The sequence below is a fragment of the Klebsiella pasteurii genome (genome assembly GCF_018139045.1).
GTDB lineage: Bacteria > Pseudomonadota > Gammaproteobacteria > Enterobacterales > Enterobacteriaceae > Klebsiella > Klebsiella grimontii.
On record NZ_CP073236.1, the window covers coordinates 1,478,439 to 1,500,527 of the forward strand.

Consider the following 22,089-nt stretch of genomic DNA (forward strand, 5'->3'; position numbering starts at 1 on the left):
GGCTGCTGCATAAGCGCCAATCGGGGTTAATTACTCCTCCAGCGCGAAGGCGATAATATCATCGCCCACGTCCGGCGAGTGGCTGGCGCCCCCGGCGGAGATCACCACGTACTCTTTACCGCTTTTCGGTGATTTATAGATCAGCGGCGCCGCCACGGCGCCTACTGGCAGACGGGCGCGCCACAGCTCTTTACCGGTGGCGGAATCCAGCGCGCGCAGGTAGTTATCCTGGGTTCCGGCGAAGAACACCAGACCGGATGCGGTTGACGTCGGGCCGCCCAGCGTCGGCATCCCCAGCGGGATATGCATATGCGTTTTCAGCCCCAGCGGCCCGGTATCCTCCACCGACCCCATCGGGACCTGCCACATCAGCTGACGAGTATTGAGATCGATGGCGCTCATGGTGCCAAACGGCGGGGTATTACAGGGGACGCCCAGCGCCGACTGCAAAATATCGATCCGCACGCCGCCGTATGGCCCGGCGATTTGCGGACGCACGGTCCCCATAAAGCCCGGCACCTCGTCGGTGGAGACTTTATATTTCGCCATATCCTCTTTCCGCACCAGCGACATTCTCAGCGGCATACGCATATCGTTGACGAACAGCGTTCCGGTGCGCTCATCGATAGTCATGCCGCCCCAGTTCATGCCGCCCAGCAGGCTTGGCCATTCGATATACGGTTTCTCTGACGGCGGCGTATACATCCCCAGATACGTCGATTCTTTGAAATCGATACGGCACATCAGCTGATCGAACGGCGTCACGCCCCACATGGATTTCTCGGTGAGCGGCTCGACGCCCAGCTGCGGCATGCCGGTGGAAAACGGCTGAGTGGCGGAGAGATGTTCGCCTTCCGCGCCGTCGCGGGCGACGGGCCGCTCTTCTACCCGGGTCACTGGCTTACCGCTGCGACGGTCAAGCACGTAGATCTGCCCGGTTTTGGTAGTCTGGATCAGGACCGGAACCTCTTCGCCCCGCTCATTTTTCATATGGAACAGCACCGGCTGCGACGGCAGGTCATAGTCCCAGATATCATGATGTACGGTCTGGAAGACCCACTTCGTCTCGCCGGTGCTGGCGTCCACCGCCACCACGGAAGAACCGTATTTCTCTTTGGCCGCGTTGCGATCGCCGCCCCAGTAGTCCGGCGGACCGTTACCGGTTGGCAAATAAATCAGGTTCAGCTCTTTATCAAAGCCCGGCACTGTCCAGACGTTCGGCGTTTCGAGGGTATAGACGCGACCTTTTACCGGGTCGGTAACGTTTTCCGGCTGACCAACGTCCCACGCCCACACCACCTTTCCGTTTCGTACGTCAAACGCCCGTACCACGCCGGAGGGTTCGCCATGCACGATATCGCGCACCCAGCCGCCGAGTACCGCAATATGCCCCATAATCACCGGCGTAGAGGTCGGGTGGTAGCGTTTGCTGTTTTCGGTATTGTCCATCCCCTGCTTCAGGTCGACGCTACCGTGCTCGCCAAAGTCGTCGCACGGTTCGCCGGTTTTGGCGTTCAGGGCGATCAACCGGGCGTCGACGGTCGACACCAGGATACGCTGCGGGCACTGCTGCAGCGCCGGGCTGGCCTTCTCTTCCGCGCTCAGCGAATCATCACTTTGTACATCGTAATAGCCAACGCCGCGGCAGGTGACGTGTTCGGCGGTACCTGCGTGCGGGTCAAAACGCCAGCGCGCTTTCCCGGTATCCGCATCCAGCGCGGTGACAACGTTCAGCGGCGTACAGGAGTAGAGCGTGTCGCCAATTTGCAACGGGGTATTTTCATCGACGCCAATGCCGGCGCCGGTAAGACGGCGGCCGGTGTGGTACGTCCAGGCCACTTTCAGATTTTTGACGTTTTGCGGCGTAATCTCTTCGTACGGCGCAAAACGGGTACCGGAGGCATCGCGACCAAAAAACGCCCAATTATCATTTTTCGACGCGAGGGTCGGCGTTGCGTCGCCGCTCGCTTTGACTACGCCGTTATGAATAGCGCCGTGCGGGTAAAACGCTGATACCAGGGTCGCCAGCAGCAGCAGGAAAATCGCCGAGGCGCTCCAGTTGGCGTAGCGCCGCCGCGCAGGCCGCATCGGCAGCGTCGCCGCCAGCCACAGGGCCAGCATCAGCATCAGCGCGGGAACCACCAGCCGCGGGATCAGGCCCCAGTAGCTGAACTGCACTTCATACAGCGCCCAGCAAAGGGTCAACAGGAAAGTCAGAATGGCAAAAGGCAGGACATAGCGGCTGCGGATGAGATAGCCGACGGCGATAAGTAGATAAGCGAGACCGGCTAACAGATACCAGGCGCTGCCGCCGAGAGAGAGGAGTTTGCCTCCCCATAAAGTGAAAAAGAGTCCAATGCCAAAGCTGAGTAATACAAAGAGTAATCGGTAAACGGTGAAGAAAATCCCTCTCCCGCTACCTTGTCGTTCGTCCATAGTTCATTCCATACGACTTCAGTCGAAAAAACCAAAACATCTAATATAAATAGCGCCTTATCGAATAGATAAGAGCACAGACCGCATATCATGTTAGTTGGACGCTCCCGGACAGAGCGAAGAACGTAAGGAATCATATTCATTTGTAAAATTAATGTAAAACTATCACGCATTAAATGTTTAAAATTTTTTAATTTATAAAAGTAAGTTGAAGGAATGTCAGGTTATAACGACAGCCGCAGAACCCGCGCGGCGGCGGGCGAGTAAGGCCCAGCCACCTTGCTATCCTCTCCCCGCTGTTTAATCATACCCGGCGCACTCAGCTGACTGCGTTACCCAGGGCGAAATACGCCTGAAGGGATAAATATTTGATGGCTATTCAGGAGGTTAATCATGAATAAACGAAAATATCTCACCGAAGCGGAGATTAAAAAAATCATTTACGAAGCGAGCAAGGGGGCGAACCCGGAGAGGGACCGTTGTTTAATCTGGATGTGCTTCATTCATGGCTGCCGCGTCAGCGAAATTCGCCACTGGCGGCTATCGGACCTTGACCTGCATAACCACTCAATCTACGTCAAACGGCTTAAAAATGGGTTTTCCACCACCCATCCCCTCTTTTCCAGCGAGATGGGGTTTATCCGTGAATGGCTGATGGTGCGTAAAAACTATCGCAATAGCGACAGCGACTGGCTCTTTCTGTCGCAAAAAGGAACACCGCTATCGCGTCAGCGGATCCACGTGTTAATTAGCCATTACAGCCGAAGCGCCGGTTTGAGGATTGCGGCGCATCCCCATATGCTGCGTCACGCCTGCGGTTTTTCGCTGGCCGATAAGGGCATGGATACCCGATTGATTCAGGATTATCTCGGTCACCGAAATATTCAGCATACGGTGCTTTATACTGCGAGCAATGCTGCAAGATTTAAAAATATATGGTGAAGCAACAAGGAATATATTTCTTACTTGACATAATGTATCAGATTGTCACCAACATAAAGAATCGCCAATAACCTGTCAAGTCGTAAGGTTTTCCAGTTCGGTAATAATTAAAAACATTAATAATCAATAGATTATCTACATTCTTTACTTTCGCAGCGAATCCTGACCTCCGCCAGCGCGCCGCAGCCCACCAGATTTTTTACCACATCAAACGCAAGAAGCAGTTTTAAGTATCGCATAAAACGCCATCCATGGCATTTATAACGACAAAGTTAACAAACAAAATATATAAAACTAAACAAGACACTTTGATACAAAATGTCTTCTGCCGAAATACGCTTCAGCATCACTGAACTTATTTTCTCCGGACATCTGACTATCGGATTAATAAATATTCACGGATATCTTCTTTCCGCGAATGTATTACCTATCCCATTACTTATAAGGACAACCTTATGAAAAAGTGTCTTATTGCCGTTAGCCTGGCGGCGGCTGCCTTCTCCGCATCGGTATTAGCCGACGATGGCCGGATTAATTTTTACGGTTCCATCACCGATAGCGCCTGCACGGTGGTGAATAATATGAGTAACCCGCTGTCGGTCATGATGGGGAACGTCTCCAGCAGTGCCTTCACCGGCGCGGGCTCAACGGCCTCGCCAACTAAATTTAATATTGCCCTCAAAGATTGCCCTGAGTCGGCGAAGTCCGCCACGGTTAAATTCGACGGTACGGCGGATAGCAACGTCGCCACCCTTCTGGCGCTAACGCAAGAAGCCGGCGTCGCCAAGGGCGTGGGTATTCAATTAATGGATAACAAGAATGTCGTGGTGCCGTTATATACCGCCTCGTCCGCGTATCCACTACAGGCTGGCGATAATAACCTCGCATTCGTCGCCCGCTATTATGCGACGGCTAATACCGTGAGTGCAGGATTCGCCAACGCGACCAGCAGTTTTACTCTTAATTACAACTAATGGATATTTCGCCGGCGCATTGCTATTTCGTCGGCGTTATTCCTCGGACCGACGAAAACCGGTCCAACCCTTTTTCGTATCTGTGGAGTAAATGGCTATCATGCATAACGGATATAGAGTCTTTCCCCTCTTGCTTATATTACTGGCTAGCGGATTAGCGGCCGCGGCGGAAAGCGGCGGCGTCACTATTGGCGGTACGCGGCTGATCTTTGACGGCGGTAAAAAGGAGGCCTCGCTGAGCGTCAGCAATTCCGATAGCGCTCCGTATTTAATTCAGTCGTGGATTGAGTCTGCCGATAACAATCCGCGTAAGCCGCCGTTCATTATTACGCCCCCGCTGTTCCGCCTCGACGGCAACCAGCAAAACCTGCTGCGGATCGTCAATATTGGCGGCCTGCTGCCGGCCGATCGCGAATCGCTTTACTGGCTAAACGTCAAGGCAATCCCGACTAACACCGCCCCCGATAACGCCAATACGCTGCAAATCGCCGTAAGAACGCGTCTTAAGCTCATTTTTCGCCCCAAAACCCTCAAGGGCACCCCGGAACAGGTGACGCATAAGCTGAAATGGCGCCAGGCAGGCCGTCGGCTCACGGTAACGAATCCCACGCCTTTTTACATGAATTTCAACGAGGTAACGATAGGTAATCATCCTATTACCAAAGCCACTTTTGTCGCGCCAATGAGCTCAGCCACGTTTGATACCCCCGACAAAGTGGTCGGTCAGGTGTCATGGAAAATCATCAGCGACTTTGGCGGCGTTGGAGAAAGCCACAGTCAGGATCGCTAATCCGCCGCCGACGACGGTTTGCGCTGCGGCTATCAGCCGTCAACTAAGGAGCACTTCAGGATGAACAAAAGAACGTTAAGCGACTCGCCCTTGAATTTAGCTTGCCTTATCGCCACCCAGGTTGCCCTGATTGCGGCGATATGCCCCTCTGCTAACGCCCGCGACCGGTTCAACGCCGCCCATCTGGAAACCGGCGACGGCGGCCAGGCCGCTACCGATCTCTCCGCCTTTGAGGAGCATGGCGGGCAGCTGCCCGGCCGCTACAGGGTCGATATTTATGTTAATAACAGCAAAGTGGATACCCGCGACGTTGAGTTCCGCATGCAGCAAAACGCGCAGGGGCTGAGTACATTACAGCCCTGTCTGTCCCTGAGCGACCTGGCGTCATGGGGCGTCATGACCCAGCGCTACCCGGCATTAGGCCCGACCGCCGATGGCTGCGCCAGGCTGTCGGCGCTTCCCCAGGCCAGCGCCGACTTTCGTTTTTCACGCCAGCAGCTGTTGTTGAGTTTTCCGCAATCTTCGCTTAACAACGCCGCGCGCGGCTGGGTCGATCCGGCGCGCTGGGATGACGGTATTCCGGCGGCGCTGATAAATTACAGCGTAAGCGGCGCTAACAATCGGGAGAAAAAGGGCGGCGGCGACAACGGAAACGCGCAGTACGTTAATTTGCGCCCCGGACTCAATCTCGGTCCCTGGCGGTTGCGTAATTACACCACCTGGAATCGCAGCAGCCAGGACGGCAAAAGCGGTACCTCCACAAAATGGGATACCGTCTATACCTACGCACAGCGCGATATACGTGCCCTGAGGAGCCGCCTGACGCTGGGCGACAGCACCACGCCCTCCGATATTTTCGACAGTATTCCGTTTCGCGGCGGCCAGCTGGCGTCTGACGACGATATGCTGCCGGAGAGCCTACGCGGCTATGCCCCGGTGGTGCGGGGGATCGCCCGCACCCATGCCCAGGTCACGATCCGGCAAAACGGCTACATCATTTATCAGACCTATGTTTCGCCCGGTAGCTTCGAAATCAGCGATATGTACCCCACTGGCGGTTCTGGCGACCTCTACGTCACCATCAAAGAGTCTGACGGCAGCGAGCAAATCCTCGTGGTGCCCTACGCCTCGGTCCCGGTCCTGCAGCGTGAAGGTCGCTTAAAGTACGCCATGACCGCGGGCGTTTACCGCGCCTATGACAACGGCATCGATAAAACCCCGCTGGCTGCCGGTACCGCGATTTACGGTCTTCCTGCCGGCTACACCGTTTACGGCGGCGGACAGTTTAGCAACAGGTACCAGGCGTTGGCGCTAGGGGTGGGTAAAAACCTCGGCCCCGTTGGCGCCGTATCCGCCGATGTCACCCAGGCATGGTCACGGCAAAAATACCGCGCGCGTGAAGAGGGTCAGTCATGGCGTATTCGCTACAGTAAAAACGTGGTGCAGACCGGGACCAATTTCACCTTTGCGGGATATCGTTACGCCACCAGCGGCTTTTGGGATATGCAGGACGTGCTCAACACCTGGCGCGATGGACGACGCTACGCTGCGCCGGAACGCAGACGCAACCGCGCGGAGCTCACCGTCACCCAGGATCTCTTTCAGATTCCAGGCAACCTCGCCCTTAGCGCGATCCTCGAAGACTACTGGGACACCAACAAGCGTATGGAGTCCTACAGCGCGAGCTACAACAGTTCGTATCAAGGCATCAGTTTCAGTCTGAGCTACAGCTATAACATTCATTCAGCGGAACGCTACGGCCAGCGTTCCGGGCGCGCCTACGACCGCGATGGGCTGTTTGCGCTCACCATAAGTATTCCTCTGGATAAATTATTCGGCGGTCATTCGACCTACGTCAGCTACATGCTGAATACCAGTAAGCGGGGGAATACCACCAATAATGTGAGCCTGGGCGGCACCCTGCTGGCCGATAATAACCTGAACTGGAGCGTCATGCAGGGCTATGGCTCTCAGGGCCAGGGGAGTAATAGCGGGCTCAATGCCGACTGGCGCGCCTCTTACGCTGAGCCCCTCGTCGGCTACGCCCGCGACCGCTACAGCGAGCGCTTTAACTACGGTTTGCAGGGTGGGATCGTCGCGCATCGCAACGGTATCACCTTCAGCCAGCCCCTCGGCGAAACGATGGCGCTGATCGCCGCTCCCGGAGCGCAAAACGTGTCGGTGCTCGGACAATCAGGGGTGAAAACCGATCTCTTCGGCTACACCGTCATCCCCTACCTCAGCCCCTATCGCAAAAACGATCTCACGCTGAATACCGAAACCCTGGCCGATGACGCGGAGCTGGCGCTAGCGACCCAGACGGTTATCCCCACGCGCGGCGCGCTGGTGAAAGCCAGTTATCAAACCAGCCTCGGGAAACGGGTATTGATGAATCTGCGCAAACGCAACGGCGCGCCGGTGCCGTTCGGCGCAGCGGTTATCGATCCCGCCTCCCCGACGGCAGCAAGCTTCATCGTAGGCGATGGCGGGCAGGTCTATCTCACAGGGTTAAGAGACGCCGGCCAGTTGAACGTTAGCTGGAGCAGCGAGCCGGATGGCCGATGCACGGTGAATTACCGCCTGACGCCAAGCGCGGGCGGGATTATCAACCTCAATGAACAGTGTCTATAGCAGGAGCATGACGATATGAAACGAGTCCACGTCCCCCTTATGCTGGCCATCCTTATCGCGAGCGCTGCCCATGCAGATAACGGCTATTATTGCCCCAGTTCCCCGTCCACGCCGTATATCCAGCAGCTTGCGCAGATCGCGGTATCGCGGGCGCTGCCGGTTGGCAGCGATATTCCCGGCACTCAGCGGGTGTTCACCTTTAGCGGAAACTGCAAAGATCGCCACGGTTGGGCTCCCGTCACCCCCGGCCACCCCATTATCGCCTGCTATTACGGCAGCGGCGAAGAAGTGGCGGGTTTCCCCGGGGTCTATAAAACCGGGGTCGAGGGGATCGGGATTGCGCTACAAAATAGCGCCGGTCGGAGAATCAAAGGCGCCGGCAGCGACTGCGATACGCGTGGGGATGCGCTGGGGTATGTCTCCAGCGACGGCAATCTGACCTTTGGCTATACGGTTAAACTGGCGCTGGTAAAAACCGGAGAGACCGCCATTAGCGGCACGCTCGACGTCGCGCAAACCAAATTCGGTATGGGTGCCTACGATACCGGCCTCGGCATCGGTAGTCAGGGCCAGCAAAACTTTATAGGTTATGCCGGAGATATTGTTTATAAAGCGGTAAGCTGCATCGTGCCCTCGACGCTCACCGTCACCATGGGCGCGATCCCGGTCAGCCAATTCTCCGGCCCCGGCAGCACCAGCGGCGAACAAAACCTCCAGATCCCGGTGCGGTGCGATGATAAGGTCGCCGTGAATACGTCTATCAGCAGCCAGAGCTACCTTTCGCCGACGCTCGGCGTAGTGGCCTTAAGCAATGAAACCGGCGTGGCCGAAGGGATCGGCGTCCAGGTGCTCCATAACGGTTCACCCGTCCAGTTTGATCGGTTTTTCCCGGTCGGCACCATCCCTGAGGCTGGAGCATCGATAACCCTGCCGCTCACCTTTCGCTATTACCAGAACGCGCCGGCGATCCATCCCGGCCGCGCCAACGCGGTGGCAACCTTAACGATGATGTACAACTGAATTTATCCCGTTCCCGGTTCTAATTGGTTACTAAGGAGTCGATAATGAGAATTATCGCCAGCCCGGCCGCTATCACGTTATTTACGGCGATTGCGTCATCATCGCCCGTTAATGCAGCGGATGTTACCCTGTATATCAACGGGGATATTGTTGCTTCCTCCTGCACCGTCGAGAACAACGGTATCTATAATATCGACCTCGGACATAATATTCCCAGCCGTCGGCTCAGCGAGGCCAACTCTTATTCAGCGTGGAAAGCGTTTTACGTGACGTTGAGCGACTGTCCTGTCGGGACATCAAGGGTGACCGCGCACTTTACCGGCCCTGTCGACGGTACCGACCCTGGTCTCTATGCCAACGTGAACCGCCCTGACAGTTCACGCAATGTTGCGATAGAACTCCAGCGTATAACCGGCTCGGTTAATGCCGGCAGCGGAAAATCGATTGCCGTCGATGTTGATACTCGCCGTCAGGCTATATTCGACATGCGGGCGCGCATCTTTAGCGTCGCAGGCGGCGCCACCGCGGGGAATATCAGCACCATGGTCGTCATGAATTTTACCTACAACTAAAGGGTATCTGGCTCTTGTCGGGCCAGATACCCTGGCGTCAGAGGGTAATGGAGTTAAAGCGCGCTGGATTGCTCGCCGTATACAGTACGGTATGTTGAATATTGCGATGACCGAGATAATCCTGAATCAGTCGGGTATCCACGCCCTCTTCCGCAAGCGCATAGCCGCAGGCGTGACGCAGCATATGCGGATGCACCGGCACGGCAATTCCGGCCTGTACGCCATAGTTTCGCATCATGACGTGAATTTGCTGTCGCGAAAACGGCGTGCCTTTTCGCGACAGGAACAGCCACGGAAGATCGGCGTTTAAACAGCCCGTACGCTTAATCAGCCACTGGCTTAACGCCAGCTGTTCACGGGGCTGAAGAGGATGAATGGTGGAAAAGCCATTTTTTAAACGCCGAATGGCGATTCGCTGACTGGATAAATCAATATCACTCACTTTTAAAAAACGTAATTCACTTACGCGCAGTCCATGAATAAAACACATGAGTAGCATGCAATAATCACGCAGCGAGCCATCCTGCTGCTGCGAAGCATGAATTAAAGCTTCTACTTCTTTTTTGCTTAAGTATTTTCGTTTTTTCATAGCCAACCTGACGGTTTATTCAATGGAGCCCTTAAGGTCCGGCTCTTATATTGACTCTGCTCATGGCGACTGGCAGTCCATTATTGAGCAACCCTTTATTGCTGAATATCCTGCATGCGGTTAATGGTTATGAACGCTATCGCCCAATAATATAAAACATCAGGAATAGCCCAAACATCATCTATATAAAAATAAAACCCAATAGATTTAGTGGTTACGTAAATAAGGAGATTTATAAACTTATGCTGTTAATATTTATCTTAAGTCTGATGAGGCGGCAAGTTTTTTTAAGTCTATGCGTAGACTCATTGAGGGTTTATCCGCCCCTCGCCGTCATTGATAATGCTGTTGCAACACTTTGCTGTTTTTGGGAGTTATCTTTTTCATAAGGAAATCATTAGCATGGAAACAATCCCCCGTATACAACACGATACTGACCTGCTGCGCACCATCACCAAACCTCTGCATGACATTGAAAAAATCATTCACTTCCTGGCGCCAAAATGTAACAAAATGTTAATGGAAAAAAGAAGAAACATCGGCATTGTGAAAGAAAACCAGCATCAATGTTTGGTTTTATTCAGAGGCACCATGTCTTTATATCGCAACAACGACGGACTCGTCATCAACTCTGAAACGGGCCCCTTCATCTTTGGCATAAATAGTCAGCTGCGTTTTTCTCGCCATATTTATCTGCGCACCCAGGAGGCCTCGACAATTGGCCTCATCTCTATTAATCACGCCCATAATATCATCGCTGAACAGCAGCTATGGGAAAACGTCACCCGCCTTCTGGAATATTCTTCAGCTAAAGTCTACGCCCATTGCTTTAAGGTTTCTAAGCTTTCCTGTTATGAAATTATTGTCCATCAGCTCATAGAATTAAACAATGAACCGGTGGCCATCAAAAATAAAACTACCGCCGCCAATTATATTTTGTCGCGAACCTTTTTGTCGCGCAGCGGTGTCATGCGAACCCTCGCTAAATTAAAACAGCTAGGGGCCATTGAGCTTTATCGCGGCGTGCTGGTCACGATTAAGCAACTGCCGCCCAGCCTCAAGCTTAGCGAATAATTTCGCCGGTGGCCTTCAGCGCATGTTTACCCCGATATTGCCGGCGGGCAGCCCCCTGCCCACCGGCAAATGCGCAGCAAGAGTAATCAGCCGCTACGGTTCACGCAAATGTCGCGTAGCGCGGCGGCAAGATCCAGCTGCGCCAGCTCTTTCAAGCCTTCTCGCTTGATAAACTGGCTGCGGTGCTTGCTTTTTACCTCTTCCAGGCTTTTCTTTATCTCGCTCGGCGGTAATTTGTACCAGCCGCGCCGATGCTTCTCGCCGCCAATTTCCAGCCAAAGCTCAGAATAACTGGTTTTTACTCTCTCGCTTTTAACATGGTAATGGCTGTCAATCGCATAGATTTCCTTGATATTGAAATGCGACAAGAAGCCGTACAATAGCGTGATAATTAAGTTTTTCGGGCGAATGCCGTAAAGCTCTTTGGTCAGCGCCTTAACTTCTTCATTATCAATGTCTTTCCCCCCCTGGATACCGCCAATCCACGCCTGGCCATCTGCGGTGCAGGAAAAACAGATACTGTAGACGCGCCTATCGCCGAGGAACATTAACAGCATCAGCTCCCCCTCCTCCTGAAAAGGGGATGCCAGTAGCTTCACATCAATACAGGCACCGTTTTTCAGCGGAATAGCGATTAAAGAACGACCGAACGCCGCCATATCGTACAACTGCGGCAACGCCTCGGGACGGAAGGTTTTCTCTATAAAATTCAAAGCGCCATGAGCAATATTGAGCTTCGCTCTTTTTGACATCTTTTTATTTAAATAGGCCTTGAAGGGTTTATCTTCAAAGTTAACCAGCCCCTCGGTTGCGCCGGTTAATTTCGCGCAAGTGTAGTTTTCACATAATGTCTGATATTCCTTATATTTCCCTCCGACTAGCGATATCTCGCGGCATTTACGCAATGCCTTTTTATAGTTGAGTTTAACGTGACAAATAAATTTATTATTTTTCCGCCATTCTTTGATAGCGGCTACTGCGGTTGTCGAAGCCATTGACCATAATCCATAGATACATCCATAAGCCCGCCAATATTAGCATAGTTTACACAAGTCAATGCTTAACCCACCGTTCGTTGTCGATTCGTTTAATAAATAATTTGCTTAGCACTAAAATAATCGCCGCCAGTTTCTGAAATAGTCTTTCAACTATTATTATTGGTAGGGTATCGGCTATTCCTGCTTTAACAGAACCTACCTGCACTTACCGCTATGTGCTGCCGGCGCGCAGGCCAGGTGCATCCCTCTGCCGTTTTGCCTATACTTGCTCACGGTCAAAACTGAACTTAAGTGGGTAACGCATGGAAATTGATCTCGATAACCTGGTCTTTAGCGGACTGGAAGAAGCGCAAGAGCGCAACGCTGAACGTCTTGAAGATGCCGATAAAAAAGCGCAGGCCATTGTTGCCGACGATGACTGCGGCGACGCCTGTAAGATCTAACCGCTAAACCGGCAATCCTGCCGGTTTTTTTGCCCACCTCGCCCCCCGCTGCGGCTATAAAAACGCCTTCAGCGCGCCTTTCAAAGAAAATTTTTCTCCGGATACGCCATTTTACAAATTTAACGTGCAACTTTTTTCTCTGCCGGGTGGGGTAATATTCTGGCTATCGTCCCTGTCGGTCATACTGCCCTCCCTCGGCCCACAGGCGTAAATCCACGTCGGGAAAGAACGCTTTCGCTCGACGGACATTTTTCTGTACCGACCCAGAGGCTCAGTCATGTCATACCGGGAAGATCATGCTCAATGGAACGCCTTTATTCACGCCCTGAAACAGGAAGTCAAACCCGCGCTGGGGTGTACCGAACCGGTCTCCGTCGCCCTCGCCTGCGCCGTGGCCGCGCGGCAGCTCTCCGGCGCGGTGGTGCGCATTGAGGCGGCGGTTTCGCCGAATTTAATGAAAAATGGCATGGGCGTGACTATCCCGGGGACGGGAATGACCGGCCTGCCTATCGCCGCGGCCCTCGGCGCCATCGCCGGCGATCCGCAGGCGAATCTCGAGGTGCTGAAGAGAGCCACCCGGCGGGAAATGGACGCCGCCAGGGCGTTGCTTGAGGCCGGCGCCGTGCGCGTGGTACTGCAGGAACCCTGCGATGAAATTCTGTACGTTCGCGCTAAGGTCTACGCGGGGGATGAGCACGCGACGGTGACCATCATCGGCGACCACACCAACGTCGTGGCCATTGAAAAAATGGGCCACTCCCTGTTTATCAAGCACGAAAGCGCGGCCAGCGATCGTGGCATTGACCCGCTGATGCAGGTTGCCCGCAGCTCGCTGCGCGATATCTACGATTTCGTTTGCGAGGTTCCTCCGCACGAGATCGCGTTTATTCTCGAAGCGGGTGCGATGAACGACGCTCTGTCAAAGAAGGGCCTGGTTAAGGAGTGGGGTTTGCATATCGGCCCGACGCTGAAGCGCCAGGTCGACAACGGGCTGGTTTCCGACGATATGTTTACCGAGATCCTCTACCGGACCAGCGCTGCGTCGGATGCCCGAATGGGCGGCGCATCGCTGCCGGCGATGACTAACTCTGGTTCCGGCAACCAGGGTATTACGGCGACCATGCCGGTGGTGGTGGCCGCCGAACGCCTTAACGCCAGCCAGCAGCAGCTGGCCCGTGCGCTGGCGCTCTCGCACCTGGTCGCCATCTATATCCATTGTAAACTCCCGCGCCTGTCGGCCCTGTGCGCCACCACCACCGCCGGGATGGGCGCGGCGGCGGGGATTATCTGGTTAATGAACGGCAGCTTCGACACCATCGCCATGGCGATCAACAACATGATCGGCGACGTCAGCGGCATCATTTGTGATGGCGCTTCCGGCAGCTGCGCCATGAAGGTCTCCACCAGCATCTCTTCCGCCTGGAAGGCGATTCTGCTGGCGCTGGATAATTCAGTCGTTTCCGGCAACGACGGCATCGTCGATCGCGATGTGGAAAACTCGATTGCTAATCTTTGCGCCATTGCCGGGCGGGCCATGCAGCACACCGACCGGCAAATCATCGAAATTATGGCGCACAAGCGTTATCAGGCGGTAAACGCCGGGAACGAAGCATAACGCGGGGTGAAGAATTCTACACTGGCGTTATTTACCGCGGCGCATTTTCTGGAGCAATAACTTTAGGCGCAACCCGTGGTTAACTTTATGAACTAAAGAGTAAAACCGACGATTAAATAGACCATGAGCGCCAGACTTCCCGTCACCAGGGCGTAGGGCATTTGGGTACGAATATGCTCAATATGGTCACAGTTGGTCGCCATCGAGGCGACGATGGCGTCGCTGGAGATCGGCGACGTCATATCGCCAAAAATTGAGCCGGATATCGCCGCGCCGATCATAAAGTGCGGGTCGATGCCTAACGAGACCCCCAGTTGAACGCCGATCGGGATCATAATGGCGAAGGTTCCCCACGAGGTGCCCGTCGCCAGCGACATGACTGCGGCAATCAGGAAGATAAAGCCGATCGAGAATCCGGATGGGATCACGCCGGAGGTAATAGAGGCGATATACTGCCCGGTATTCAGTTCCGCTGAAATATGCCCCATCAGGAAAGCCAGGATCATGATTGAGCTAATTTTCACCATGCTGGCGTAGCCGATGTACAGCTCTTTGAAAAAGTTCTCAACGTTCAGAATACCGCGCGCGCGGAACCAGATAAAAGAAACAACAGTACCAAACATGACGCCAGAGTAGACCGACATCGAACCGCTGCCTTTGGAGAACTGTCCGTCGCCGGTAATATACAGCACCACCGGGACCATTAAGACGGTGGAAAGAATCGGAATAAAGAAGTTGAGCAGCGAATGACAGGCCGGGTGATCGATAACCGGGTCCGCTTCGTCAGCCCCCTGCTCTTGCTCGATTTCCATCAGCGCGGTTTCAAACTTTAGCTCCGCCTTTTTCATCGGCCCCCAACCGTAGCCGGAGAGAATATAAAACAGCACCGATGCCAATGAAAACCAGGCCATCGTGTTCCAGATCATTGAGCTTGCCAGGACTTCAAAAGGCTCGCCGGTCAGGTAACCCTGCGCAATCTGCACTCCGATAACGCCCATCATCGCCGCCCCCCAGCCGTTGATCATCACCGACGAGCAGACCGACACGCAGGAGGTCTGGATAATATAGGACATCTTTTCCGGCGAGACTTTATAGCGCCGGGCCAGGTTTTTTGTCGAAGCGCCGGCGATCAGCTGGTTTATCGAGCTCTCGATAAAAATCAACGAGGTCACCAGCATCGCCAGCAGCTGTACCGATTTTTTATTGGTGACAAAATCGTTTTTTTCCGAGAGAAACTGCACCAGCTTACGCACCCCGCCGGTCACCACGATCAGCCGCATAATGCCGCCGATCATCACCATAAACACAATCGTTCGCGCGTTACCGGCGGAGGCGAAGGTTTCGATAATCCCATTCAGGGTGCCGCCAACCCCCTGGATAATACTGTGGTTAATCACCGCGTAGCCGACAAAAATACCGGTCAGCAGCGAGAGGATCACCTGGCGGGTCAGGATCGCCAGAATAATCGTGACCAGCGGGGTAATGATCGTCCAGATACCGTAGTCATGCATGATGATTATCCTGTGTGATGTCCATAGCGGCGAAAGCAAACTCCAGGTCTTGCAGCAAATCATCGATATGTTCGATGCCGACGGAGAAACGCAGCGTCGTGTCGTAAACCCCGATGGCTTCCCGCTCCTCTTTTGACATCGCCCCGTGGGACATGGAAGCCGAATGGTTGATCATGCTCTCCACCCCACCCAACGATTCCGCCAGCACAAAATAGTGCAGACCGCCGATAAAGCGTTTCAGGCTCTGGATATCCCCCTTCAGCGTCGCGGTCACCACCGCGCCGCCCGAACGCATTTGCTGCCTGCAAAGTTGATGCTGCGGGTGAGATGGCAGGCCCGGGTAGTAGACGCTGGCTATCGCCGGATGATTTTCCAGATATTCCGCCACCCGCTGCGCATTGCCGCACTGACGCGCCATGCGCAGATCCAGCGTTTTCATTCCGCGCAAGGCAAGATAGGCATCGAATGGCGAAGCAATAGAGCCGAGAGTGGTTTTAATGAAATCAAGCCGGGACGCCAGCGCTTCGTTATTGGTTATCACCGCGCCGCCAATTAAATCTGAATGCCCGCCGACATATTTACTGGTAGAGAGCATGACCATATCCGCCCCCATTTCAAGCGGCTTATGGTTCCAGGCACTGGCAAAGGTATTATCGACGCAGGTGGTAATGGCCCGTTGCTGGGCGATACGGCAAACCCGGGCAATGTCGACCAGTTCCAGTAAGGGATTCGTCGGCGTTTCAATCCAGATTAACGCCGTGTTTTCCTGAATAGTGCTTATCAGGCTTTGCTCATCATTCAGATCGATATAGGAAATCGTGACGCCGGTGGTATGCGTTTTTAATTTTTCAAACAGCCGCCAGGTTCCGCCGTAGACGCCTTTCATCGCGATAATATGGGCGTCTTTAGGTAAGAGTTCCATAACGATATTGGTGGCTGCCATTCCCGAGGCGGTAGCGGTGGCGTAAATGCCGCCTTCCAGTTCGGCGAGAGCCGATTCATAAGCTTTACGCGTTGGATTAGAGACCCGTGAATAACAAAATTCGCCACCTTCATACAGATTAGGTTGAATAAATGAGCTGGCCGTGACGATCGGTGTAAATATAGCATGGGTTACTGGATCGGACTGTTTTCCAGCATGAACCGCCAGGGTAGCAATATCTTTAGCTCTGGTTTTCATAGGGTACACTCAAATTATTATCAGATATAAAATGTCATGAGTCTTTATTTTTGCGATCAGCGAAGCTGGCAAATAAAACAATCGCCAAAAATCCGTTTAATAGCCTGGAAAAATATGGCTAGCGCATCATTAACAGCGTGATTGGCGTTTTCTGACCACCGTTAAAATATATATCAGGCGGAAAAGAAAATTTTGCCTATTTTCCCTCTAATCAGCTAAAAATGGAGAAAAATGTTCTCTGACAACCAAAGCCAGCATCTTTTAATCTGTTGATATAAAACACTTTAATTTTAAAGGGTGATGCTAATCACAAAAAATAGGGGAAAAATACTCTCTTACGCGCCTGACCAGGGCTGCGTTCGCGCGCCGCCGGCTGCGCAGAATGAGTTAGAGCTATTTGCCGCTAAATGCTGTATGGTCGTACGCTCTTAAATCAGGAAATATCATATGTCAGAACGCAAAGACGCTAAAACTCGCCGTAACTATCTCGTTAAATGCTCCTGCCCTAACTGCTCTCAGGACTCAGAACACAGCTTCAGCCGAGTCCAAAAAGGTGCGCAACTCATTTGCCCCTACTGCCATAAACTCTTTCAGTCCTCATCACGATCCGCTGCATAATTATTCCCTTGCCAGATGCCGATTGCCGCGCGTGATTGCGCAATAATCAGCCAGCGCCGAACTCATTTGGCAAAAAAACCCGCCTGCGCGGGTTTTATTTTTATTTGCATAGACTTCCCGCGCGCTTACTGTATAGTCGTGCCGGTTTTCATATTTAAAAGGTATTTATTTGTTCCAAAAAATGACAGGTATTGTCAAAGCGTTTGATAATAAAACGGGCAAGGGCCTGATAATCCCCTCCGATGGTCGTAAAGACGTTCAGGTCCATATTTCCGCATTATCGCCCGGCGAACCAACCATAATCAGCCCCGGAACCCGCGTCGAATTTCGTCGAGTCAACGGACTGCGAGGCCCAACCGCCGCCAACGTCTACCTTTCTTAAACAGTTTTAAAAAGCGTTAACTATTTCCTGTCGTCGTCACCCCACCGGTTAAAACATGGCCAGAAAACGCTTCACCGTGCGCGAGCGCTCGTAGCGCCGCCAGGCGATAGCGATATCGGTTTTCAGCGGCGTACCCATCAGCGGGTGATAGCTCACGTTGGGGAGCGTGATGCAGGTCATCGACTGCGGCACCAGCGCAAAGCCGAAGCCAGCCTCCACCATGCTGAGCGACGATGATATTTGCGATGACTGATAGGCTCGCTGCACGTCAACACCGGCGCGCAGATAGCTGTTGAACACCAGCTCATACAGGCCAGGGGCCACTTCACGCGGGAAAAGAATCGGCGCCACGTCCGTCAGTTGCTCCAGCGTCAGCTCGCGGTGGGACGATAGCGGGTGCGAACGCGCCAGGGCAATCACCATCGGTTCTTGATCGATAATCCGCAGATTGAACGCTTTACTGCTCTCGCAGGGCAGGCGTACAAAAGCAATATCCAGCTCCGCTTCGCCAAGCGCCCCCATCAGCGTCGCCATATTGCCTTCGACCTGATGCAACGTCACCCCCGGATAACTCTGCTGAAACTGCTGTAACAGGCTAAAGATTTGCGGATGAAAAGCATCAGAGCTGGTAATGCCCAGCGAGAGCCGACCGTTCAGCCCGCGGGCAATTCCCTTGGTTTTTTCCAGCGCCGCGTCGCTTAACGCCAGAATCTGGCAAGCATCCTCATAAAACGACTCCCCCGCTTCCGTCAGCTCGACGCCCCGCGTTAATCGGCGGAAAAGCGGTGTGCCAATTTCTCTTTCAAGCCGTTGAATTTGCTGACTTAGCGGTGGCTGGGAGATACCAAGTTCTTTTGCCGCTTTAGTGAAGTGCCGCGCCTCGGCGACGGCGACGAAGTAGCGCAGATAACGAAGTTCCATATCGAAAACGTCTCAAACAATCATAGATTCTATATTGGAACTGTGAGCTGAATCGGGTCAACATTTATTTAACCTTTCTGATATTCGTTGAACGAGGAAGTGGGTAATGAACCATTCTGCTGAATGCTCTTGTGAAGAGAGCCTGTGTGAAACTCTACGAGGATTTTCCGCGCAACATCCCGATAGCGTCATCTACCAGACCTCTCTGATGAGCGCGCTGTTAAGCGGCGTTTATGAAGGTAATACGACCATCGCCGATTTGCTCACCCACGGCGATTTCGGCCTCGGGACCTTTAATGAACTGGACGGCGAGCTGATCGCGTTTAGCAGCGAAGTTTACCAGCTGCGCGCCGACGGCAGCGCCCGCAAAGCCCGTATGGAACAGCGTACGCCGTTCGCGGTGATGACCTGGTTTCAGCCGCAGTATCGCAAAACGTTCGATAAACCGGTCAGCCGTGAACAACTGCACGACATCATCGACCAGCAAATTCCGTCGGACAATCTGTTCTGCGCCCTGCGTATTAACGGCCATTTTCGCCACGCCCATACCCGCACGGTACCGCGCCAGACGCCGCCATACCGGGCGATGACCGACGTACTCGACGACCAGCCGGTTTTTCGCTTCAACCAGCGCGAGGGTGTCCTGGTTGGGTTCAGAACGCCGCAGCATATGCAGGGCATTAACGTGGCCGGCTACCACGAACACTTCATCACCGATGACCGCCAGGGTGGCGGCCATCTGCTCGATTATCAGCTCGACCACGGCGTTCTGACCTTTGGCGAGATCCACAAATTGATGATTGACCTTCCTGCCGATAGCGCCTTCCTGCAGGCGGATCTGCATCCAGACAATCTTGATGCCGCCATTCGCTCAGTCGAAAACTAAGGAGATTCTCGTGGATAATCAACATCAACCGCGCCAGTGGGCGCACGGCGCCGACCTCATCGTCAGCCAGCTTGAGACCCAGGGGGTACGCCAGGTGTTCGGCATTCCGGGGGCCAAAATCGATAAAGTCTTCGATTCGCTGCTCGACTCCTCCATTCGCATTATCCCGGTGCGCCACGAAGCCAACGCCGCCTTTATGGCCGCCGCGGTTGGCCGCATCACCGGCAAAGCGGGCGTCGCGCTGGTCACGTCCGGACCGGGCTGCTCTAACCTGATTACCGGGATGGCAACGGCCAATAGCGAAGGCGACCCGGTGGTGGCGCTGGGCGGCGCGGTAAAACGCGCCGACAAGGCCAAACAGGTGCACCAGAGTATGGATACGGTGACGATGTTTAGCCCGGTGACCAAATACTCGGTGGAAGTCACCGCGCCGGAAGCGCTGGCGGAAGTTGTCTCCAACGCGTTTCGTGCAGCCGAGCAGGGACGCCCCGGCAGCGCCTTCGTCAGCCTGCCGCAGGACGTGGTCGACGGGCCGGTCCACGCCAGGGTTCTGCCCGCCGGCGATGCGCCGCAGACCGGCGCGGCGCCGGACGACGCCATTGCGCGAGTCGCGAAGATGATTGCCGGCGCGAAAAATCCGATATTTCTGCTCGGCCTGATGGCCAGCCAGACGGAAAACAGCGCGGCGCTGCGCGAATTGCTGAAAAAAAGTCATATCCCGGTGACCAGCACCTATCAGGCCGCCGGCGCAGTCAATCAGGATCACTTTACCCGCTTCGCCGGACGGGTTGGTCTGTTCAACAACCAGGCAGGGGATCGACTCCTGCATCTCGCCGACCTGGTCATCTGCATCGGCTATAGTCCGGTGGAGTACGAGCCGGCCATGTGGAATAACGGTAACGCCACGCTGGTACATATCGACGTGCTGCCCGCTTACGAAGAGCGTAATTATACCCCGGACGTCGAGCTGGTCGGCAATATCGCCGCCACCCTGAACAAACTGTCTCAGCGCATCGACCACCAGCTGGTGCTCTCGCCGCAGGCCGCCGAGATCCTTGTCGACCGCCAGCATCAGCGGGAGCTCCTCGACCGCCGCGGCGCGCACCTGAACCAGTTCGCCCTTCATCCGCTGCGCATCGTTCGCGCCATGCAGGACATCGTCAATAGCGATGTCACCCTGACCGTCGATATGGGGAGCTTTCATATCTGGATCGCCCGCTATCTCTACAGCTTTCGCGCCCGTCAGGTCATGATTTCCAACGGTCAACAGACCATGGGCGTGGCGCTGCCGTGGGCGATTGGCGCCTGGCTGGTCAATCCGCAGCGCAAAGTGGTTTCCGTTTCCGGCGACGGCGGTTTCCTGCAGTCCAGCATGGAGCTGGAGACCGCCGTACGGCTGAAAGCGAACGTCCTGCATATCATCTGGGTCGATAACGGCTACAACATGGTGGCGATTCAGGAGGAGAAAAAATACCAGCGGCTCTCCGGCGTTGAGTTCGGCCCGGTGGATTTTAAAGTCTACGCCGAAGCCTTCGGCGCCAAAGGGTTTGCGGTAGAGAGCGCCGAAGCCCTTGAGCCGACGCTGCGGGCGGCGATGGACGTCGACGGCCCCGCCGTCGTGGCCATCCCCGTGGATTACCGCGATAACCCGCTGCTGATGGGCCAGCTCCATCTCAGTCAACTACTTTGAGTCACTACAGAAGGAATCTATCAATGAAAAAAGTCGCACTCGTCACCGGCGCGGGCCAGGGTATCGGTAAAGCTATCGCCCTTCGTCTGGTGAAAGATGGTTTTGCCGTGGCTATCGCCGATTATAACGACGCCACCGCGCAGGCGGTCGCTGATGAAATTAACCGCAGCGGCGGCCGGGCGCTAGCGGTGAAGGTGGATGTGTCTCAACGCGATCAGGTTTTTGCCGCCGTCGAACAGGCGCGCAAGGGTCTCGGCGGTTTTGACGTGATCGTCAACAACGCCGGGGTTGCGCCCTCCACACCAATCGAAGAGATTCGCGAGGAGGTGATCGATAAAGTCTACAATATCAACGTTAAAGGCGTTATCTGGGGCATCCAGGCCGCGGTAGAGGCGTTTAAAAAAGAGGGCCACGGCGGCAAAATTATCAACGCCTGCTCCCAGGCGGGCCATGTAGGTAACCCGGAGCTGGCGGTCTACAGCTCCAGTAAATTTGCCGTGCGCGGCCTGACGCAAACCGCCGCCCGCGATCTGGCGCATCTGGGGATTACCGTAAACGGCTACTGCCCGGGGATCGTCAAAACCCCAATGTGGGCGGAAATTGACCGCCAGGTTTCCGAAGCGGCGGGTAAACCGCTGGGCTACGGAACCCAGGAGTTCGCCAAACGCATTACCCTTGGGCGGCTATCCGAGCCGGAAGACGTCGCGGCCTGCGTCTCTTATCTCGCCGGTCCGGACTCCAATTATATGACCGGCCAATCGCTGCTGATCGATGGCGGCATGGTATTTAACTAATAATAAATAAGCTCTGACATGGT

At 54.4% G+C, this 22,089-nt stretch carries 20 protein-coding genes; 14 read left to right on the forward strand and 6 right to left on the reverse strand.

The window, feature by feature from the left end:
• Positions 1-30: 30 nt before the first annotated feature.
• On the reverse strand, positions 31-2,436 hold the full coding sequence (locus KCG39_RS07020; RefSeq protein WP_142468152.1) for a membrane-bound PQQ-dependent dehydrogenase, glucose/quinate/shikimate family: 2,406 nt from the start codon (positions 2,434-2,436) through the stop codon (positions 31-33).
• Between the two features lie 393 nt (positions 2,437-2,829).
• Here KCG39_RS07020 and KCG39_RS07025 point away from each other — a divergent pair, with 393 nt between their 5' ends.
• The 6 genes from KCG39_RS07025 (at position 2,830) to KCG39_RS07050 (ending at position 9,365) form a co-directional block, all read left to right on the forward strand.
• Positions 2,830-3,378: a tyrosine-type DNA invertase gene (locus KCG39_RS07025; protein WP_004119352.1), complete on the forward strand. Its 549-nt coding sequence runs from the start codon at positions 2,830-2,832 to the stop codon at positions 3,376-3,378.
• A 455-nt stretch (positions 3,379-3,833) separates the two neighbouring features.
• Entirely contained in the window at positions 3,834-4,352 is a 519-nt protein-coding gene (locus KCG39_RS07030; RefSeq protein WP_049114357.1) for a fimbrial protein, read from the forward strand.
• Between the two features lie 100 nt (positions 4,353-4,452).
• Positions 4,453-5,142: a fimbrial biogenesis chaperone gene (locus KCG39_RS07035; RefSeq protein WP_139528815.1), complete on the forward strand. Its 690-nt coding sequence runs from the start codon at positions 4,453-4,455 to the stop codon at positions 5,140-5,142.
• Between the two features lie 60 nt (positions 5,143-5,202).
• Entirely contained in the window at positions 5,203-7,773 is a 2,571-nt protein-coding gene (locus KCG39_RS07040; protein ID WP_142468153.1) for a fimbria/pilus outer membrane usher protein, read from the forward strand.
• A 15-nt stretch (positions 7,774-7,788) separates the two neighbouring features.
• The gene (locus KCG39_RS07045; protein WP_123829230.1) at positions 7,789-8,793 is read left to right on the forward strand and encodes a fimbrial protein; all 1,005 of its coding nucleotides are present in this window, start codon (positions 7,789-7,791) and stop codon (positions 8,791-8,793) included.
• Positions 8,794-8,837: 44 nt separating this feature from the next.
• Positions 8,838-9,365 carry a fimbrial protein gene (locus tag KCG39_RS07050; RefSeq protein ID WP_004119337.1) on the forward strand — a complete coding sequence of 176 codons (528 nt, stop codon included), beginning with the start codon at positions 8,838-8,840 and terminating at the stop codon, positions 9,363-9,365.
• Between the two features lie 37 nt (positions 9,366-9,402).
• Here KCG39_RS07050 and KCG39_RS07055 read toward each other — a convergent pair whose 3' ends face one another.
• Entirely contained in the window at positions 9,403-9,954 is a 552-nt protein-coding gene (locus KCG39_RS07055) for a tyrosine-type DNA invertase (RefSeq protein WP_004119335.1), read from the reverse strand.
• Positions 9,955-10,356: 402 nt separating this feature from the next.
• On the opposite strand from KCG39_RS07055, the gene KCG39_RS07060 reads away from it, so the two are divergent.
• Positions 10,357-11,028 (forward strand): helix-turn-helix domain-containing protein, encoded by a 672-nt coding sequence (locus tag KCG39_RS07060; RefSeq protein WP_049114254.1) that lies wholly within the window; start codon positions 10,357-10,359, stop codon positions 11,026-11,028.
• Positions 11,029-11,114: 86 nt separating this feature from the next.
• Here KCG39_RS07060 and KCG39_RS07065 read toward each other — a convergent pair whose 3' ends face one another.
• A complete protein-coding gene (locus KCG39_RS07065; protein WP_004119326.1) occupies positions 11,115-12,023 on the reverse strand; it encodes a DUF535 family protein in 909 nt (302 codons plus the stop codon).
• A 305-nt stretch (positions 12,024-12,328) separates the two neighbouring features.
• Here KCG39_RS07065 and KCG39_RS07070 point away from each other — a divergent pair, with 305 nt between their 5' ends.
• Positions 12,329-12,469, forward strand: a complete 141-nt coding sequence (locus tag KCG39_RS07070; RefSeq protein WP_004102786.1) for a hypothetical protein — start codon at positions 12,329-12,331, stop codon at positions 12,467-12,469.
• A 277-nt stretch (positions 12,470-12,746) separates the two neighbouring features.
• The gene (locus KCG39_RS07075) at positions 12,747-14,084 is read left to right on the forward strand and encodes an L-cysteine desulfidase family protein (RefSeq protein ID WP_211811575.1); all 1,338 of its coding nucleotides are present in this window, start codon (positions 12,747-12,749) and stop codon (positions 14,082-14,084) included.
• A 92-nt stretch (positions 14,085-14,176) separates the two neighbouring features.
• Here KCG39_RS07075 and KCG39_RS07080 read toward each other — a convergent pair whose 3' ends face one another.
• The gene (locus KCG39_RS07080) at positions 14,177-15,595 is read right to left on the reverse strand and encodes a Na+/H+ antiporter NhaC family protein (RefSeq protein WP_087828217.1); all 1,419 of its coding nucleotides are present in this window, start codon (positions 15,593-15,595) and stop codon (positions 14,177-14,179) included.
• Positions 15,588-16,775 (reverse strand): trans-sulfuration enzyme family protein, encoded by a 1,188-nt coding sequence (locus tag KCG39_RS07085; RefSeq protein ID WP_142468155.1) that lies wholly within the window; start codon positions 16,773-16,775, stop codon positions 15,588-15,590. The genes KCG39_RS07080 and KCG39_RS07085 overlap by 8 nt, the downstream gene beginning before the upstream one ends.
• A 447-nt stretch (positions 16,776-17,222) precedes the next feature.
• On the opposite strand from KCG39_RS07085, the gene KCG39_RS27765 reads away from it, so the two are divergent.
• Together KCG39_RS27765 and cspF are read left to right on the forward strand one after the other, a co-directional pair.
• A complete protein-coding gene (locus KCG39_RS27765; RefSeq protein ID WP_216356110.1) occupies positions 17,223-17,393 on the forward strand; it encodes a YnfU family zinc-binding protein in 171 nt (56 codons plus the stop codon).
• 169 nt (positions 17,394-17,562) lie between these two features.
• Positions 17,563-17,775 carry a cold shock-like protein CspF gene (gene cspF, locus KCG39_RS07090; RefSeq protein WP_071988214.1) on the forward strand — a complete coding sequence of 71 codons (213 nt, stop codon included), beginning with the start codon at positions 17,563-17,565 and terminating at the stop codon, positions 17,773-17,775.
• Between the two features lie 48 nt (positions 17,776-17,823).
• Here cspF and KCG39_RS07095 read toward each other — a convergent pair whose 3' ends face one another.
• On the reverse strand, positions 17,824-18,696 hold the full coding sequence (locus tag KCG39_RS07095; protein ID WP_004119307.1) for a LysR family transcriptional regulator: 873 nt from the start codon (positions 18,694-18,696) through the stop codon (positions 17,824-17,826).
• 106 nt (positions 18,697-18,802) lie between these two features.
• On the opposite strand from KCG39_RS07095, the gene budA reads away from it, so the two are divergent.
• Genes budA through KCG39_RS07110 form a run of 3 tightly spaced genes read left to right on the forward strand, consistent with a single transcriptional unit; the run spans position 18,803 to position 22,066 of the window.
• Positions 18,803-19,582, forward strand: a complete 780-nt coding sequence (gene budA, locus KCG39_RS07100) for an acetolactate decarboxylase (RefSeq protein WP_004119304.1) — start codon at positions 18,803-18,805, stop codon at positions 19,580-19,582.
• The gene (alsS, locus tag KCG39_RS07105; RefSeq protein WP_217276555.1) at positions 19,554-21,272 is read left to right on the forward strand and encodes an acetolactate synthase AlsS; all 1,719 of its coding nucleotides are present in this window, start codon (positions 19,554-19,556) and stop codon (positions 21,270-21,272) included. The genes budA and alsS overlap by 29 nt, the downstream gene beginning before the upstream one ends.
• Before the next feature lie 23 nt (positions 21,273-21,295).
• Positions 21,296-22,066 (forward strand): (S)-acetoin forming diacetyl reductase, encoded by a 771-nt coding sequence (locus KCG39_RS07110; RefSeq protein ID WP_004119299.1) that lies wholly within the window; start codon positions 21,296-21,298, stop codon positions 22,064-22,066.
• The last annotated feature ends 23 nt before the right edge of the window (positions 22,067-22,089 follow it).

Coding starts and splice junctions, on each gene's coding strand:
- KCG39_RS07050 (WP_004119337.1), top strand. CDS start 8,838: ATGAGAATTATCGCCAGCCCGGCCGCTATCACGTTATTTACGGCGATT.
- KCG39_RS07065 (WP_004119326.1), bottom strand. CDS start 12,023: ATGGCTTCGACAACCGCAGTAGCCGCTATCAAAGAATGGCGGAAAAAT.
- KCG39_RS07095 (WP_004119307.1), bottom strand. CDS start 18,696: ATGGAACTTCGTTATCTGCGCTACTTCGTCGCCGTCGCCGAGGCGCGG.
- KCG39_RS27765 (WP_216356110.1), top strand. CDS start 17,223: ATGTCAGAACGCAAAGACGCTAAAACTCGCCGTAACTATCTCGTTAAA.
- KCG39_RS07110 (WP_004119299.1), top strand. CDS start 21,296: ATGAAAAAAGTCGCACTCGTCACCGGCGCGGGCCAGGGTATCGGTAAA.
- KCG39_RS07080 (WP_087828217.1), bottom strand. CDS start 15,595: ATGCATGACTACGGTATCTGGACGATCATTACCCCGCTGGTCACGATT.
- KCG39_RS07020 (WP_142468152.1), bottom strand. CDS start 2,436: ATGGACGAACGACAAGGTAGCGGGAGAGGGATTTTCTTCACCGTTTAC.
- KCG39_RS07055 (WP_004119335.1), bottom strand. CDS start 9,954: ATGAAAAAACGAAAATACTTAAGCAAAAAAGAAGTAGAAGCTTTAATT.
- KCG39_RS07025 (WP_004119352.1), top strand. CDS start 2,830: ATGAATAAACGAAAATATCTCACCGAAGCGGAGATTAAAAAAATCATT.
- alsS (WP_217276555.1), top strand. CDS start 19,554: ATGCCGCCATTCGCTCAGTCGAAAACTAAGGAGATTCTCGTGGATAAT.
- KCG39_RS07035 (WP_139528815.1), top strand. CDS start 4,453: ATGCATAACGGATATAGAGTCTTTCCCCTCTTGCTTATATTACTGGCT.
- KCG39_RS07040 (WP_142468153.1), top strand. CDS start 5,203: ATGAACAAAAGAACGTTAAGCGACTCGCCCTTGAATTTAGCTTGCCTT.
- KCG39_RS07060 (WP_049114254.1), top strand. CDS start 10,357: ATGGAAACAATCCCCCGTATACAACACGATACTGACCTGCTGCGCACC.
- KCG39_RS07085 (WP_142468155.1), bottom strand. CDS start 16,775: ATGAAAACCAGAGCTAAAGATATTGCTACCCTGGCGGTTCATGCTGGA.
- budA (WP_004119304.1), top strand. CDS start 18,803: ATGAACCATTCTGCTGAATGCTCTTGTGAAGAGAGCCTGTGTGAAACT.
- KCG39_RS07030 (WP_049114357.1), top strand. CDS start 3,834: ATGAAAAAGTGTCTTATTGCCGTTAGCCTGGCGGCGGCTGCCTTCTCC.
- KCG39_RS07045 (WP_123829230.1), top strand. CDS start 7,789: ATGAAACGAGTCCACGTCCCCCTTATGCTGGCCATCCTTATCGCGAGC.
- KCG39_RS07075 (WP_211811575.1), top strand. CDS start 12,747: ATGTCATACCGGGAAGATCATGCTCAATGGAACGCCTTTATTCACGCC.
- KCG39_RS07070 (WP_004102786.1), top strand. CDS start 12,329: ATGGAAATTGATCTCGATAACCTGGTCTTTAGCGGACTGGAAGAAGCG.